Here is a 16,862-nt window from a genome sequence, read left to right as displayed (position 1 = left end):
AGTAATAAAAAGTGAGATTTAGGCAACGCCGGTACTACAACCAGCAAACAGATTAAATGTTCGGACTTGTGATAAGTTAACCCGAATGATCAAATGTAAATTAAAATACCCTGTTAGCCAAAGTATGCCTAAGTACCTGTTTACGGTAATCCGCCGTATCATGGGTAAAAATACTAGTCATTATTAGCAAAATTTTAAAAATAAGGAATGGCTACTTAACGATAAGTGGCCAAAAACCATGAAGTAATAAACTAGGATTTGGTTAAAATAGCCTTGTAAATAACATCGTGGATGCGGGTGCGATAGCTGTTAGTTAAAAGTTTTTGATTAGCCGCGGTGGGATACACGCGGTTCGATAAAAAGATGTAAACCAATTTCTGGTCCGGATCTACCCAGGCGCAGGTGCCGGTAAAACCCGTGTGGCCAAAAGTATTAACCGATGCTTTATTGCTGGTGGGCCCCATGCCGCTCGGGTCCGGTTTATCCCAACCTAAACCGCGCCGATTAGTAGGGTTTTGTTGCTTCGCAAACTCCGTTACCACCTCCGTTTTAAAATACTGCTTGCCGCCGTAGTTGCCGTTTAAACGGTTCATTTCCATGAGCGTCGCCAAGTCGGTGGCCGTACTAAATAAGCCGGCATGGCCGGCTATCCCGCCCAGCATCGCGGCGGCCTGGTCGTGTACCGTGCCCCATACCAAGGTTTTTCGAAAATAATTATCGTACTCGGTGGGGGCAATCTGGGCTTTCGGGAATTTAGTTAACGGATTATACGTGAGCGAACGCAAACCCATAGGCTGGTAAAAATACTGGCTGGTAAACTGGTCCAGGGGTTGTTGCAGTAACCGCTCCGCTACCCGCTTTAAAATATAAAAGCTCAGGTCGCTGTATTTCATTTCGTTACCAGCGCCTCTTTTCTTGGGCAACAACCGGGAACGTACCGTCCAGGACCACAAAGAGTCTTCCATGGTTTTAACGGAATAAACCCCCGGTACTACTTCGTTGGGGTAAATGGTGGTTTGCGCGCTGGCATAATACGTTGGGCTTAATTGTTGCGCCGCCAAGGTTTTTTGCCAATTCGGAATGCCCGGTTGCAAACCAGCCTGGTGCAGTAATATATCTTTTATAAGTAAATTTTGCTTGTTGGTGCCAATAACTTCGGGTAAGTACCGGGAGAGCTTTTCGTTTAAATTAAGTTTGCCTTGATCTTTTAAATACATGATCGCCTGTAAAGTAGCGGCTACTTTGGTAACAGACGCAATATCGTAGAGTGTATTGGCATTAACCGGGTTGCTGGGCTCATATGTAAAGTTACCGTAAGATTTATTAAAAACAATGGCCCCGTCGCGGGCCACTAAAATCTGGCAGCCGGGTGTGGCTTTGGTAGTAATAGCTTCGTTGGCTAAATCATCAATTTCGGTGAGTACCTGCGAGTCTAAACCCACACTTTCCGGTACGTCGTACCGCAGCCGGTTTAAGCTGGCGGTTTCCAGACCAAACCCGGCCGGAAATGCGGCCGAAGCAGTAACCGGTAATTTGCCCTGCGCCGGCAATGCCCCGAATAGCACCTGCGGAATAACGCTCTGGGCCACCGGATTATCTTCGTAGCCGCAAACCAGCCACTTACTGCCTTCAAAAAATTTTAAACTATAAGCATTACCCAACACGCAAACCACTACTTTTTGCCGCGGATTTTCTTTTTGTAAGTTCTTGATAAAAGTGCGGGTGTTTTCGCCGATGCCATAGTTACTTACCGAGGTACTGTTTAAACTATGAATACTAACCACTACCACATCGTAACCTCCTAATTTTTTCCGGAGGTTAATCAGCACCGAATCCGGTACGTACCGCTCACGCACATTATAGGTGGCAAAAGGGGCGTAGCGTTGCAGGGTTTCGGCAAAAGTATTATCGGGCCGGGTGCCAATGCTTACGTGGGCGTAACGGGTGGTATCTACTTCCCGGAAAGGCAGCACATTGCCGTGGTTAGCTACTAAGGTAATAGATTGCTCGTACAACTTGTGCTGTACAGACCGGCTGCGGGGCCGGTTTAATTCTTCTTTTAAATGCGCCAGGTTTACCGGTTGGTACTGATGCAGGCCAGCCCAGTATTTGGCGTGCAGTATTTTCCGGACGCGGGCATCAATTTCCTCGGGCGTTATTTCGCCGCGACTGATGGAATTTTTAATTTCGGCAATAGCCGTAGGTACGTCTTCGGAGAAAAGCAACACATCGTTGCCGGCCAGCAGCGCCTGCGCGTCTACCTGCCCCGGCTTAAAAGATTGACTCACACTTTTCATGTTAAGCGCATCGGTAAACACCAATCCCTGGTAGTTCATCTTCTGCTTCAACAAGCCCGTTACGAGTTTGTGCGATAAGGTAGTGGCCTTTATTTCCGTCGAATCAAACTGGGGCATGTACAGGTGGCCCACCATTACGCCTTTAACGCCCGCCTGAAACGATTGCATAAAAGGGTACAAATCTACTTCGGTGAGCCTTTTTAAATCAGAGTTAATTACCGGCAGGGCTTTGTGCGAGTCGGTTTCGGTATCGCCGTGGCCCGGAAAATGCTTGGCTACCGCAATTATCCCGTTTTCCTGCAAGCCTTTAATGTACGCTATCCCCCGGCGGCTTACTTGTTCTTTGGATTCGCCGAAAGAGCGGTTGCCTATAACCGGGTTCAGCGGGTTGCTGTTTACATCCAGGACCGGCGAAAAACTTACTTGTACGCCCAACCGGCGCAAATTAAGCGCAATTTCCTGAGCCATCAAGTAAACGTAATGCTCATCCGCCATAGCGCCCAAGGTCATTTGCTTGGCAAAGTGCATGCTGCTATCCAGGCGCATGTTTAAGCCCCATTCGGCATCCATGGCAATGAGTAAGGGTACCCGCGAATGCGATTGGTATTGGTTAGTTAAGGCGGCTTGTTTATACGGACTGCCGTACAAAAACATTAGCCCGCCAATGTTGTAATCCGTGATTAATTTTTCTATTTGCTGAACGTGCGCCGGGCCTTTGTTAGAAAGGGCAGTTACCATAAACAGCTGACCGAGCCGTTGTTCGAAAGTAAGCGAGGTAAAAACACTGTCTACCCAATTTTTTTCCGCCTGCGTAACCGGCGGTTCGTCGGTGGGCGTAAAAGACGACACCAGCAAACTCAACCCTAGAAATGTACTTATAATTAAAAAAAATAAAATATTCTTCCACATGGGTACAGGTACTATATATTTGAATAGGTCAGAATTAAATCTAATTTTGTATAGCTAGATTTTACTCCGACGCTAGGGTTTGCGCTACTATAACACCGGTTTGCCACCGTTAGTTTAAGCTGCAAAATCACGGTATTAGCATTTCGGCTCCTGACTATTTAATTTTTTAATTTCCGACCGAAAATATTACTTGTTTCTTGTTCAGGTTCTTTAACCAAAACAAAAACAAAACGCAGAACCCAACAATTCGTTTGTAATAATACTATTATTTTTTTGATTGATTTACCCAAATTCTATTAAACAGCTCTATTTATTAATTACTCTATATATTGTAAATGTTAGTTCTGGTGCTAGAGCTACGGTTTGGCAAATGCGATAAAAGGTTAAATAAATCATTGTGTTTGGTTAAAAGATATTAGTTAAGTTTGCCCGGTTTTAAAAAGAAAAAGTGCTGCATGCCCGATATAATACATTTGTTACCCGAGTATTTAGCCAACCAAATTGCCGCTGGCGAGGTGGTGCAGCGGCCGGCATCAGTGGTGAAAGAACTACTCGAAAACGCGGTTGATGCCCAGAGTACTACTATTCAACTGATAGTAAAAGAAGCTGGTAAGCAACTCATCCAGGTAGTGGATAATGGCTTGGGTATGAGCGAGACAGATGCCCGCATGTGCTTTGAGCGCCACGCTACTTCTAAAATTAAATCTACCGAAGATTTGTTTCGCATCCGCACCATGGGTTTCCGGGGCGAAGCCATGGCCTCTATTGCCGCCGTGGCCCAGGTAGAATTAAAAACCAAAACCCGCGCCAGCGATACCGGTACCAAGCTCGTAATCGAAGGCTCGGAATTTATTAGTCAGGAGCCCGTGGCGGTGCCCGATGGTACTTCGGTGTGCGTCAAAAACTTATTTTTTAACGTACCCGCCCGGCGTAATTTTTTAAAATCCAACCCGGTGGAGATGCGGCATATTTTGGATGAATTTATGCACCTGGCGCTGGCTCATCCGGAAATTGCTTTTTCCTTGTATCAAAACGAAATTGAAATTTTTCAACTACCTCCCGGCAAGTTAAGCCAGCGTATCGTGAATCTGTTCGGGAATAATTACCGGGAACAATTAGCTACCTGCGAAGAAATAACGCCGTTTTTAAAAATAAAGGGTTATATCGGTAAGCCCGAGTTTGCCAAAAAAAGCCGGGGCGAACAGTTTTTCTTCGTAAATGAGCGTTATATCCGGAGTTCGTACCTGAACCACGCCGTGCAAACGGCTTACGAAGGTTTGTTGCCCAAAGATAGCCATCCTTTTTACGTGTTGTTTCTGGAAATTGCGCCCGAAAGCATCGACATAAACGTACACCCGACTAAAACCGAAATTAAGTTTGAAGACGAAAAAACGGTTTATGCCATTCTGCGGGCCGCGATAAAGCAATCGTTGGGGGTGCATAATATTGCGCCTTCCCTGGATTTTGAGGGCGACGTGAATTTTGCCCCATTAAGACCGGTAGCGCATTCCTTTGACGAGAATAAATTTGAAAAAGCCGCTAATTTTGAAAATTTTATCCGGGAAAATTCTACTCCGGCTCAGGCCATTCCGATTAATCCGGTAAAAAGTAAGGGGAATGGCCACCAGGACTGGCAAAAAGTATTTGAACCACTCACCCAGAACTCGCGTGAGTTTACCCGGGAGCCGGATGAGCACCAATTAACAGAATTTGACTTTTTAAGCAATTTCAGCAAGCTAAGCAATCAGGAACCCTCGGGTAAAAAAGCCTTACAGGTACACCAGAAATACATTATGGTGCAGGTAAAATCGGGCATCATGCTCGTGGACCAGCAAGCCGCTCAGGAACGCATCCTGTACGAGCAATATACGGCCTCGCTGCTGAAGAATAGTGGCGGCTCGCAGGCTTTGTTATTTCCGCAAGCGGTGCAGCTTTCGCCGGGCGATTATGATTTGCTGCAACAATTAGCCGGAGAATTTAATGCCTTAGGTTTTGTTTTCAGCGAATTTGGCAAACATACCATTGTGTTAAACGGCATTCCGGCTGATGTACCCGCCCGTGACGAAAAAGCTTTGCTGGAGGAATTACTGGAACAATACAAAAACAATCAGCAGGAGTTAACGCTTTCTAAAAAGGAAAATTTGGCTCGAGCCATAGCGAAACGGGTTTCGTCGCGGTTTACCGGCAAACTTACTGACCTGGAAATGAATGCCTTGGTAGATAAACTGTTTGCTTGCCAAATGCCCAACTATACGCCGTCGGGTCAGAAAACGTTAGTAATGATGGAACTAGGTCAGCTCCAGCACTTTTTTTTAAAAAATTGATTCTTTTACTATGATGAATATAACTCCTACAGTTCGTAATCTTTTGATTATAAACGTAGTGGCCTTTTTAGCTTTCAGCTATTTCGGTAGTTCGGCGCCTTTTGCGCTGTACGATTTCCGGTCGCAGTACTTCCGGCCGTACCAATTTTTTACCTACATGTTTATGCATGGCAACTTTGGGCATTTATTTAGTAACATGCTCAGCTTGTTTATTTTTGGTCCCATGCTGGAATACCGCTGGGGAGCGCAGCGTTTTTTAATTTTTTACCTGGTTTGCGGCATCGGTGCCGGAATATTATACACCGGGGTTCGTACGTACGAGTTTGGCAATATGCAGCAGCAAATGGAATCGTTTTTGGTGAATCCGTCGCCGGAAGGTTTAAATGCTTTCCTGGAAGATCATCTGGAAGGCAGCTACAACAAGCAAGCCATTGTGGAATATAAGCGCAACGCCGATGACCCCACCATCATTGCTGCTTCAAAAAAGGCGATTAAAAATATTTACGAAAGTATTATTAATACCCCCATGGTGGGTGCATCCGGAGCGGTGTTCGGGCTTTTACTGGCCTTTGGCATGTTATTTCCGAATACGGAATTATTCCTGTTGTTTTTTCCTTTTCCGATTAAAGCCAAGTATTTTGTGTTGTTCTACGGCGCTTATGAATTATATGCCGGGGTAAAACGAATGCCCGGCGATAACGTAGCGCATTACGCCCATTTGGGCGGTATGCTTTTTGCGTTTATCTTGATTAAAGTTTGGGAACGAAACCGAACTGATTTTTATTAACCAACCTTTATGACGAGTATTTTTGACGATATCCGGAACGCATTCCGGCTGCGCAATGCCCTCAATCAATTAATACTTATTAATGTGATTGTGTTTGTGGTATTGCTCTTATTGCGGGTTATTCTGCGCATATCTACCCATTCCGATGATGTGTTTGAAACCATCCTGGATTATATTGCTATGCCCGCCAACCCAAGCGTATTGCTCACCCGGCCTTGGACCATTTTTACTTACTTTTTTACGCACCGCGAGTTTTTTCACATTATTTTTAACATGTTGAACCTGTATTGGTTCGGGATGATTATCCGGGAGTACCTGGGCGATAAAAAGCTGGTGAGTTTATATTTACTGGGTGGTTTAGCCGGTGGCATTTTCTTCGTGCTGTTTTATAACTTGATTCCTTATTATCAAACCCGGGCTATATTTGCCACTATGATCGGGGCCTCGGCGAGTGTTTTAGCGGTTACGGTAGCGGCGGCTACTTTATTGCCTAATTATACCTTTAATCTGTTGTTTATTGGGCCGGTGAAAATTAAATTTATCGCGGCCTTTTTTGTTTTATTATCTATCTCGGGGGCCATTGGGGATAATGCCGGTGGCAATTTAGCGCACTTAGGTGGCGCCTTAATCGGTTTTATTTTTATTAAGCAATTGCAGCGGGGTAAAGATTTAGGCCGGCCTATTCACGCAGTAGGTGATTTTTTTCAAAATTTGTTTAAACCCCGCGTTCCAATGAAAGTTACCTATAAAAATCAAAGCCGTACCACTTCGGTATTTAGTTCCTCTCCTGGCGGCGAACCTTCCCAAACCGAAATTGATATTATCCTGGATAAAATTTCGCGCTCTGGTTACGAGAGTTTATCGAAAGACGAAAAGCAAAAGCTTTTCCGGGCCAGCCAGAAAAAAGATTAATTTTTTATTTTTTAGAAAACAGAAAGGCCCGCTTGTAAAAAGCAGGCCTTTATAGTTTTATAGGTTTTTTTAAATTTATAATATAATGGCGGCCGCTACGGTTTCGTTGGTAAACTCATCTACCAAAATTAAACTACCCGTACCGGAATTCTTGCGGTAATCGTCGTAAAATAAGGGCAGGGTGGTACGCAGGGTAATGCGGCCAATGTCGTTTAAGCCAATATTCAGGTCGTCTTCAATTTTGTGTAGGGTATTAATATTCATTTTGTAACGAATATCTTTTACCAGGCATTTAGCTTCTTTGGTGGTGTGACGGATAATGTATTTTTTGCCTTTTACCAAGGGCTTCTCGCTCATCCAGCAAACCATTACTTCTAAATCCTGACTAATCTCGGGCTGGTTGTTAGGTTTTACCAGCATGTCGCCGCGGCTAATATCAATCTCGTCGTTTAAAGTAATTACCACCGACATCGGGGCAAAAGCTTCGGCCACCGGGCCGTCGAAGGTTTCGATGGCTTTAACCGTACTGGTAAAACCCGATGGTAACACCAGCACTTCGTCGCCGGGCTTAAACACGCCCCCTTCTACGCGGCCGGCGTAACCCCGGAAATCGTGGTACTCGTTACTTTGCGGGCGCAACACGTATTGCACCGGGAAGCGGGCATCTACGTGGTTCAGGTCGCTGCCAAGGTGCACATTTTCGAGCATGTACAGCAAAGTAGAGCCTTCGTACCACGGCATTTTCGTGGATTTATTCACAATATTATCGCCCTGCAAAGCGCTTACCGGCACGTAGCGCACATCGGCAATATCTAAGCGGGAAATAAAATTCTGAAAATCAATTTTAATTTTTTCGTAAACTTCCTGGCTGTAATCCACCAAATCCATTTTGTTTACGCACAAAATGATATGATCGATTTTTAAAAGCGAAGTAATAAACGTATGGCGGCAGGTTTGCTCGATAACGCCTTTGCGGGCATCTACCAGAACTACGGCTAAGTTAGCTGTGGAAGCGCCGGTAACCATGTTACGAGTATATTGGATGTGGCCCGGCGTATCGGCCATGATAAATTTGCGTCTGGGCGTCGCGAAGTACCGGTAGGCCACATCAATGGTAATGCCTTGTTCCCGTTCGGCGCGCAGGCCGTCGGTGAGCAGCGCCAGGTTTACGTACTCTTCGCCGCGCATCTGGCTGGTGCGCTCAATGTTTTGAAGCTGGTCTTCAAAAATGGTTTTGGTATCGTACAGCAAACGGCCGATGAGGGTACTTTTGCCATCATCTACGCTGCCGCAGGTTATAAAGCGCAGCAAATCAGCTTCGCGTTTTTGTTCTTTTATTTCCATTTTAATGGGTTGCAAGTTGCAGGTTACAAGTTGCAAGTTTAAGGGTTAGAAAGTTTAAAGGTTGGAAAGTTGAAAGGTTAAAAGTTGGAAGGTTAAAAAGAATTTACTAAGCTAACCAATTAACTATTCAGCAATTACCGTTAAACTTTTTTAAATTTAAAAAATCTAAACTATAGTCTATTGACCCTGGACTACTATTAAAAATAGCCTTGTTTTTTGCGGTCTTCCATGGCCGCTTCCGAACGCTGGTCGTCGGCGCGAGCGGCGCGTTCGGTAACCCGGGCGGCGGCTACTTCGGCAATAATGTCTTCAATGGTATTGGCCGGCGAAAAAACCGCTCCCGTACATGTCATGTCGCCGACGGTCCGGAAACGAACGGTTTGTTCTTCGTACTGTTCATTCTTTAACAAAGAAATATATTCCGATTTAGCCAATAAAACGCCCTGGCGGTTTACAATTTCGCGCTGGTGCGAGAAGTAGATGCTCGGAATTTCTAAATTTTCGGAAGCAATGTACTGCCAGATATCCAGTTCGGTCCAGTTACTGAGCGGGAACACCCGGAAATGTTCGCCCACGTTTTTACGGCCGTTGTATAAATGCCACAACTCGGGGCGTTGATTTTTGGGGTCCCACTGACCAAATTCGTCGCGGTGCGAAAAGAACCGTTCTTTGGCACGGGCTTTTTCTTCGTCGCGGCGGGCACCCCCAAAAGCAGCATCAAACTTAAATTCTTCGATGGCGCTGAGCAGCGTTATGGTTTGCAAACCGTTGCGGCTGGGGTTCGGGCCTTTTTCTTCCTGGGCCAAACCATTATCAATGGATTCCTGCACGGTACGCACAATCAGGCGGGCCCCAATTTTATTTACCAGGTAATCCCGGAATTCAATCGTTTCGGGAAAGTTGTGGCCGGTATCCACGTGCAACATCGGGAAGGGCAACTTACTGGGCCAGAAAGCTTTGCGGGCCAAATGCGCCATTACAATAGAGTCTTTGCCACCGGAGAACAGCAATACCGGATTTTCAAATTGCGCCACGGCTTCCCGAATCAAAAATATAGATTCGGCTTCGAGTTGCTTTAGATAACTAAGTTTATAGGAATACATGTAATTTAGTCCATAGTCCATGGTCGACGGACCATAGTTTTATTTTATTGTTGAATTGTTTAAGTGCTGAATTGCTTAAGAGTTGAACTGTTGATTGCAATAATGGTTGAAAGCATAATCTTAGCTGATTTTTTAAATTTTTAATTTCCCAACCTTAAAACCTTCTAACATTATAACCTTTCAACTTTCTAACCTTAAAACTTAACCTAAAGCGGCAAAGGTAATGCGGGGTACAATAGCATCCAAAAGCTTTTGCAAGCTAACCGCGTAGTCTTCCTGGTCGGTACGAATCTCCAGGTCAGGGTTTTGGGGTTCTTCAAAGGGTGCATCCAGGCCAGTAAAATTCTTGATCTCGCCATTCAGCGCTTTTTTGTACAAACCTTTTACATCGCGTTGCGCGCAAACTTCAAAAGGCGCGTTGATGTACACTTCGTAAAAGTCAGCTTCGCCGATAATGTTTTTTGCCATATTCCGGATTTCGGCGGTGGGGCTGATAAGTGAACAAATGGTTACTAAACCGGCATTTAAAAACAACTTGGCTGTTTCGGCGGACCGGCGAATATTTTCTAAACGGTCGGCATCGCTAAAACCTAAATTATTATTAATGCCGCTGCGCAAATTATCGCCGTCGAGTAGTTGGGTGAGGTGCCCGCGCTGGTGCAGGGCAAGTTCCAACCCTTTCGCCAAAGTACTTTTACCCGAACCGGACAAGCCCACCATCCAAACAACTATAGCCCGTTGGCGCAGCAGTTCTTCTTTGCTGGCCCGGGTGAGCGTTGAGTCAAAAATCGGGTGAATATTTTCTGCCATATATTTCCTGAAAAATTCGCGGCTAAATTAAGCGGTATTTCGGTAACATGTTTAAAATAATTAAGAACTTGAAAATTTAGCTGTTTGCAGGATTAATAGGCGAGGGGTAAATATCCGGTTTTTAAAAATTTACATTCTGTAAATCCGATGAAACACTCCTGGGCTTAATTTTAAATTAACGAAGCTTGGCTGCCGCTTAAATCCGTTTACTTTTGCCTAAATTTTTAAAAATCAGATTTATGGCTGCCATTGATGTTTCTGCTTTAATGCCCGAATTGTTACTAATAGCTAAAAAGGCCGGTGAGGCTATCATGCAAATTTATAATCAGCCCGCTAGTTTTACCCTGATAACTTTAAAAAGCGATCAATCACCACTCACGCAGGCCGACCAAGCCGCGAATGATTTAATTTCGGTCAGATTGGCAGTTTTGACCCCCAATGTGCCTGTTTTATCTGAAGAAGGAAAAATGGTGCCCTACGAAGAGCGGCAAGCCTGGCCTTTGTATTGGTGCGTAGACCCCCTGGATGGTACCAAAGAGTTCATCAGCCGCAATGGCGAATTCACGGTAAATATTGCTTTGATAGTAGGAACTACTCCGGTAGCCGGAGTTATTTATGCCCCCGTTACCGACGAGCTTTACTTTACCGATGGGCAGAACGGAGCTTATAAAGTAAAAGGTAATCAGGAATCGGTAAAGCTGGCAGTAATTGGAAAAACGGATACATTAATAGCGGTAAAAAGCCGTTCGCATGGTGCTCCTGAAGAAATAGCCTTTTTAAACCAGTTTTCAGTTGCTGATGAAATTCGTGTTGGATCTTCTTTAAAGTTTTGTTTAATCGCGGAAGGGAAGGCGCAACTGTATTTCCGGCATGGACCTACCATGGAATGGGATACGGCGGCCGGACACGCCATTTTGGCGCAAGCGGGTGGCAAAGTAACCGGACCAGATGGCGAGCCGTTTACGTACAATAAACCTTCTTTGCTGAATGGCAGCTTTTTATGCACCGCTTGGCAGTAAAAATAGCCGTATAGTTACGGCATTAATTTTGTGTAAATAATTTGGTGCTTTGGTTTTGTTTTTTACCTTTGCCGCAATTAAAATAAATGATGAAAGCAAATAATACTTTTTCGGTTGTTAACAATGCGCTGGCAGGTTGCTGTTGCGCGGCGTTTACACTCTCGGAAAGGTTTGCTGTTTTATAAAAATTAAAAAAAGCAAGAATATAAAAGCCTTTCCGAAACTTGGGAAGGCTTTTTTTGTTTATGTACTAAAAGAAATTAAAATGAACGGACAATTTATAATTAACTATGCGGCGTGTTGCTGTTGCTGTGCTTGCCCCCGGGGAAGCCTTGATGCGGCTGCGTGTTAATTTGTACATACGTCTATCATCAAGCCTTTCTTGGACTCCCGGAAAGGCTTTTTTTATTTCTTTTTTTAAATAATTCTTCTGACTTAAATTTTTAAAATATGTTACTCACCGCCGAAACGCAAGATTTACAAGAGCAACTAAGTACTTTAAGTTCTTTTATAGGCAATACGCCTTTGTTCCCGATTACCCGGGCTTACAGCAAACCGGGCGTTAAAATTTACGCGAAACTAGAGTGGCAACAACTAGGCGGCAGCGTGAAAGCCCGGCCAGCTTTCCGGATTATTCAGGATGCGGTGAAAAGCGGCCAATTACAACCCGGTCAATCTTTACTGGATGCTTCGAGCGGTAATACGGCCATTGCCTACGCCGCTATTGGCGCTGCCATACAAATTCCGGTTACTATTTGCTTACCCGAAAATGCTTCCGAAGAACGGAAAACCTTACTAAAAGCTTTCGGCGCTAACATCGTGTATACTTCCCGTTTCGGCTCCACAGACGAAGCGCAGGAAATTGCCAAACAGTTATATTCTGATTACCCGGACCGGTATTTCTACGCCGATCAATACGGTAACCAAAGTAACTGGCAAGCCCATTACCATACCACGGCTAACGAAATTTTCCGGCAAACCAAAGGGGAGATTACCCACTTTGTGGCCGGTTTAGGCACTACGGGTACGTTTACCGGCACTAGCCGCAAGCTGAAAGAGTTAAATCCAGAAATCGAATTAATATCGTTGCAACCCGATGCCGCCATGCACGGTCTGGAAGGGTGGAAGCACCTGGAAACCGCGCGGGTTCCGAAGATTTACGATGCTACTATTGCTAATCAAAATCTGGCGATTGATACCTACGAGGCTTTCGACTTAATTCAGAAAGTTGCGCAAAAAGAAGGATTGTTAATTAGTCCTTCGGCCGCCGCTAATTTAGCGGGTGCCATTAAAGTGGCCGATAGCATCGAAGAAGGAGTAATCGTAACGGTTTTCCCGGACAATGCCGAAAAATACGCCGAAGTATTAAAGTCGCTGTTTTAGACTTTAGACTTTGATTACGCTCTGGTTAAAAATTTAAAAAAACACAGTTTTTACATAAATGAAATTACAACTCACCGAAACCGCCCAGCGCCTGATTCAGGAACACGCCACCGAGATTTATCCGGATGAATGCTGCGGTTTTTTGTACGGCCACGAAACCGAGGTACGATTGGTGCAGGAAACCGTGCCGGTAATTAACAGCAAAAATGGCGATAAACGCCGCCGTTTCGAGATTTCTCCGGTTGATTACATGCGAGCCGAAAAATATGCGCTGGAGAACAACACTAGTTTATTAGGAGTGTATCACTCTCATCCCGATCATCCAGCCCGGCCATCGGAGCACGATTTAAACCAGGCCGTGCCGTATTTCTCTTACATTATTGTGTCAGTTAGAGAGGGCAAAGTAGCTGACTTAACTTCGTGGCAGTTAAACGAGGCGAATCAGTTCGAAGAAGAATCTATTTTACAAAACCAAAATTTTATTCACCATAACTAAAATGGCAAAAATTATCATTCCTACGCCCCTCCGGAAGTTTACCGGCAACCAGGCCACCATTGAAACCAACGGCTCTAACGTGTTGGAAAGTCTGCAAAGTTTAGCAGAGACGCACCCGGAAATAAAAAAACATATTTTCGACGATGCGGGGCAGGTGCGTAAGTTTGTGCGCTTATACCTCGGCGACGAGGACATTAAGGCCTTACAAAACGAGCAAACCGCTGTGCAGGAAAACTCCGTGATCAGTATTATCCCGGCCATTGCCGGTGGTAGCAAGTAAATTTTGCTGATTTACAAGCATCCCCTCAAGATTAAAATTTAAAAAATGCCAGAGTAATCTGGTTAATTATACTTAAAAAGTTAATACCTACTAAAATGGTAACTTTTAATAAACAAGAATTAGAGCGGTACAGCCGCCATTTGATAATACCGGAATTTAATATTGAAGGTCAGCGCCGTTTAAAAGCTGCCAAAGTTTTGGTAGTGGGCACCGGGGGTTTAGGCAGCCCTTTGTTGTTGTATTTAACCGCGGCCGGCGTGGGTACTATTGGTATCCTGGACTTCGACGTGGTAGACGATAGCAACTTGCAGCGCCAGGTTTTATTTAGTGTAGCCGATGTGGGCCGCCCGAAAGTAGAAGCGGCGAAAGATCGTTTGGCGGCTTTAAACCCGCACGTAAACTTTATCGTGCACAACGAACGGTTAACTTCCGAAAATGCGCTGGATATTATCCGGGACTATGATTTAGTAGCCGACGGTACCGATAATTTTCCGACCCGCTATTTGGTAAACGATGCCTGCGTTATTTTAAACAAACCCAACGTGTACGGTTCTATTTTCCGCTTCGAAGGGCAAGTTTCGGTATTTAACTACACCGATGCCGAAGGTAAAACCGGGCCTAATTACCGCGATTTATTCCCGACTCCACCGCCGCCCGGCTTAGTGCCGAGTTGCGCCGAAGGAGGCGTATTGGGCGTGTTGCCCGGTATAATTGGTTCTTTGCAAGCCAACGAAGTTATTAAAGTTTTAACCGGCGTAGGTGAGCCATTATCCGGCAGGTTATTCTTATTTGATGCCGCCGTATTCGAAACCCGGGTATTAAAAGTGCACAAAGATCCGGACAACAAACCCATAACTGAACTGATTGACTACGAATTCTTCTGCGGTATTGGTGCCGATGACGAAGACGAAAAGGAAAAAGTAAAAGAAATTTCGGTAAGTGATTTGCACGAATGGCAGGAAAACCACACCGATTTCCAGTTGATTGACGTGCGCGAGCCTTACGAATACGAAATTGCGAACTTACACGGCGAATTAATACCGCTGGCTGAAGTAGAAACTGCTATTGATAAAATTGCTTCCGATAAAAACGTAGTTTTGCATTGCCGTTCCGGGGTTCGGAGCGCGAAAGCAATTGCAGCTCTAGAGAAGAAATACGGTTTTAAAAATCTGTATAACCTAAAAGGTGGCATTCTGGCCTGGGCCAACGAAATTGATCCCACTATGGCTAAATACTAAGTTACAGGTTACAGGTTAAATAATGGTTAGAAAGTTGCAAGGTTAAAAGGTTGGAAAGTTTTAATTGATTGAAACATGTATACCTATTAACAATTCAGCATTTCAACCTTCCAACTTTTCAACCTTCTAACCATTTAACAATCCAACAATCCATTATTTTTAAAAAATGACCGAGTTTGAACAATTAACCGAAGATATCCGTCAGGATTTAGATGCTTATAAAGCACGCGGTTTAAAGATATTTGCTTCTTCGTCGTTACAGACGAACAGCATGCCTTTATTGCACATTATCAGCCAGGTGGCGTCCGAAATTCCTATTTATTTTTTAAATACGGGTTACCATTTTCCGGAAACCCTGGAGTTCCGGCAACAGGTAAAAGATTTGCTGGGCTTAAACATTACCGATTTGTTTTCGGCGGTGCCAAAATACCAGCAACGTGATGCTAACGGCCGTTTGCTCTTTACCTCCGACCCGGATTATTGCTGCTATTTAAACAAAATTCAGCCTTTAGAACCAATTCTGGCCAGCAACGATGTATGGATCAGTGGGGTACGCGGCGACCAGAGCAAAGTACGGGCGCAAATGAAGCGCGAAGAAAAAGCGCCTAACGGTGTGTTGCGCTACCACCCGATGCTGGGCTGGACCAGCAAAATGGTATACGACTACATCCGGTTACATAAATTACCTAAGCATCCGCTCGAAGGCGAAGGATACGTGAGCATTGGTTGCGAGCCTTGCACCCGCAAAATAGACGTTGATGCTTTACTCGACGACCGCAACGGCCGCTGGTTTGGTATGAACAAAACCGAATGCGGTTTACACACGCAATTAATCGCCAAATAAAACATGAAAATACTCCTTACTGGCGGTGCCGGCTACATCGGCACCGAATTAACGCACGAACTTTTAAAAAACCCGGAAGTACAAGAAGTAATTATCTACGATAACTTAAGCCGCAAAAATTTTAATTTATTTATCGGTCGCAACCATTTGCCCGACCACCGGGTGCGGTTTATCATGGGCGATATTCTGGATTCGTACAAACTGCGCAAGGTCATTAACGAGGTAGATGTAGTTTACCATTTAGCGGCCAAAGTACTGACTACCTTCTCGAACGACGACCCGCATTTGTTTGAACAGGTAAACCATTGGGGCACCGCCGAATTAAGTTATGCTTTAGAGCAAAGCCCAGTAAAAAAAGTGATTTACTTGAGCTCGGCCTCGGTGTACGGCGATGCGAGTGTGCCCATGGACGAAAATACCGAGCCGCAACCGCGTACGTATTATGGTTTATCGAAACACAACGGCGAAAAAATGATAGCTCGTTTATCGGACCGCTTGCAAACCTACATTATCCGGTGCGGTAACGTGTATGGTTACAGCCGTAGTCTGCGCTTCGATTCGGTGATTAATAAGTTTATGTTTGATGCGCATTATACCAACCGCATTACGGTGCAAGGGAGTGGCAAACAACAACGGGCCTTCGTGCATATTCAAAAAGTAAGTCAGGATTTAGCCAACATACTTACCCATGAATTAGCATCGGGTACTTATAACCTGGTAGATAAAAACTTGAGCGTGAATGAACTGGCCGATACCATGAAGGAAATTTACCCGGACCTGGAGATGCTGTTTATCTTACAGGACCGGAAATCGCGAACCTTATTTTTAAATCCGGATAGCCGCCTGGAAGCGATTTCCACGTACCGGCCCAAAACCATTGCGGAAGAGTTAATTGCGTTTAGCCACCATTTTGCATTCGTGCCCAGCGGTTTTTATAAATAAAATAAAGAAAAGTAAGTATTTAAAATGCTGCCTTTTCCGGGCAGCATTTTTAGTTTAAAAGCTATCCATTATTCATAGAAAATGGCTTTTAATGGATAAATCTCACTATTACTAATTTTTCAGCAGGGCAAATTGTCATTTTTCTAAATTTTCAGACTTTATTCTCCGGCTTCC

The 16,862-nt window shown here is 44.6% G+C and carries 14 protein-coding genes; 10 read left to right on the top strand and 4 right to left on the bottom strand.

Going from position 1 to position 16,862, the window contains the following annotated elements; all coding sequences use genetic code 11:
- Window positions 1-251: 251 nt before the first annotated feature.
- Complete coding sequence (locus AHMF7616_RS13075) at window positions 252-3,206, bottom strand: serine hydrolase domain-containing protein (protein WP_233507525.1); 2,955 nt, start codon at window positions 3,204-3,206, stop codon at window positions 252-254.
- Between the two features lie 455 nt (window positions 3,207-3,661).
- On the opposite strand from AHMF7616_RS13075, the gene mutL reads away from it, so the two are divergent.
- The 3 genes from mutL to AHMF7616_RS13060 are packed head-to-tail and all read left to right on the top strand — an operon-like array spanning window position 3,662 to window position 7,229.
- A complete protein-coding gene (mutL, locus tag AHMF7616_RS13070) occupies window positions 3,662-5,530 on the top strand; it encodes a DNA mismatch repair endonuclease MutL (protein WP_115373290.1) in 1,869 nt (622 codons plus the stop codon).
- Between the two features lie 10 nt (window positions 5,531-5,540).
- On the top strand, window positions 5,541-6,317 hold the full coding sequence (locus tag AHMF7616_RS13065; protein WP_115373289.1) for a rhomboid family intramembrane serine protease: 777 nt from the start codon (window positions 5,541-5,543) through the stop codon (window positions 6,315-6,317).
- A 9-nt stretch (window positions 6,318-6,326) separates the two neighbouring features.
- Window positions 6,327-7,229, top strand: coding sequence for a rhomboid family intramembrane serine protease (locus AHMF7616_RS13060; RefSeq protein WP_115373288.1), 903 nt, complete (start codon window positions 6,327-6,329; stop codon window positions 7,227-7,229).
- Window positions 7,230-7,304: 75 nt separating this feature from the next.
- On the opposite strand, the gene cysN is transcribed toward AHMF7616_RS13060, so the two are convergent.
- The 3 genes from cysN to cysC all read right to left on the bottom strand — a co-directional run bounded on the left by cysN (window position 7,305) and on the right by cysC (window position 10,486).
- Window positions 7,305-8,573: a sulfate adenylyltransferase subunit CysN gene (gene cysN, locus AHMF7616_RS13055; protein WP_199474210.1), complete on the bottom strand. Its 1,269-nt coding sequence runs from the start codon at window positions 8,571-8,573 to the stop codon at window positions 7,305-7,307.
- Between the two features lie 197 nt (window positions 8,574-8,770).
- Window positions 8,771-9,676 carry a sulfate adenylyltransferase subunit CysD gene (cysD, locus tag AHMF7616_RS13050; protein WP_115373287.1) on the bottom strand — a complete coding sequence of 302 codons (906 nt, stop codon included), beginning with the start codon at window positions 9,674-9,676 and terminating at the stop codon, window positions 8,771-8,773.
- A gap of 201 nt (window positions 9,677-9,877) precedes the next feature.
- Window positions 9,878-10,486, bottom strand: a complete 609-nt coding sequence (gene cysC, locus AHMF7616_RS13045) for an adenylyl-sulfate kinase (RefSeq protein WP_115373286.1) — start codon at window positions 10,484-10,486, stop codon at window positions 9,878-9,880.
- Window positions 10,487-10,725: 239 nt separating this feature from the next.
- Here cysC and cysQ point away from each other — a divergent pair, with 239 nt between their 5' ends.
- The 7 genes from cysQ (at window position 10,726) to AHMF7616_RS13010 (ending at window position 16,688) form a co-directional block, all read left to right on the top strand.
- Complete coding sequence (cysQ, locus tag AHMF7616_RS13040) at window positions 10,726-11,505, top strand: 3'(2'),5'-bisphosphate nucleotidase CysQ (RefSeq protein ID WP_115373285.1); 780 nt, start codon at window positions 10,726-10,728, stop codon at window positions 11,503-11,505.
- 450 nt (window positions 11,506-11,955) lie between these two features.
- A complete protein-coding gene (locus AHMF7616_RS13035; RefSeq protein WP_115373284.1) occupies window positions 11,956-12,888 on the top strand; it encodes a PLP-dependent cysteine synthase family protein in 933 nt (310 codons plus the stop codon).
- A gap of 58 nt (window positions 12,889-12,946) precedes the next feature.
- Window positions 12,947-13,384 (top strand): M67 family metallopeptidase, encoded by a 438-nt coding sequence (locus AHMF7616_RS13030; protein ID WP_115373283.1) that lies wholly within the window; start codon window positions 12,947-12,949, stop codon window positions 13,382-13,384.
- A gap of 1 nt (window position 13,385) precedes the next feature.
- Complete coding sequence (locus AHMF7616_RS13025) at window positions 13,386-13,664, top strand: MoaD/ThiS family protein (protein ID WP_115373282.1); 279 nt, start codon at window positions 13,386-13,388, stop codon at window positions 13,662-13,664.
- A 95-nt stretch (window positions 13,665-13,759) separates the two neighbouring features.
- On the top strand, window positions 13,760-14,902 hold the full coding sequence (moeB, locus tag AHMF7616_RS13020; RefSeq protein ID WP_115373281.1) for a molybdopterin-synthase adenylyltransferase MoeB: 1,143 nt from the start codon (window positions 13,760-13,762) through the stop codon (window positions 14,900-14,902).
- A 166-nt stretch (window positions 14,903-15,068) separates the two neighbouring features.
- Window positions 15,069-15,746 (top strand): phosphoadenylyl-sulfate reductase, encoded by a 678-nt coding sequence (locus AHMF7616_RS13015; RefSeq protein WP_115373280.1) that lies wholly within the window; start codon window positions 15,069-15,071, stop codon window positions 15,744-15,746.
- A 3-nt stretch (window positions 15,747-15,749) separates the two neighbouring features.
- Window positions 15,750-16,688 carry an NAD-dependent epimerase/dehydratase family protein gene (locus AHMF7616_RS13010; protein WP_115373279.1) on the top strand — a complete coding sequence of 313 codons (939 nt, stop codon included), beginning with the start codon at window positions 15,750-15,752 and terminating at the stop codon, window positions 16,686-16,688.
- Window positions 16,689-16,862 lie beyond the last annotated feature (174 nt).

It is taken from the genome of Adhaeribacter pallidiroseus, assembly GCF_003340495.1.
In the GTDB taxonomy this organism is placed as follows: Bacteria; Bacteroidota; Bacteroidia; order Cytophagales; family Hymenobacteraceae; genus Adhaeribacter; species Adhaeribacter pallidiroseus.
The sequence above is the reverse complement of the archived record's forward strand: the minus strand, read 5'-3'. Positions and strand labels throughout refer to the sequence as shown.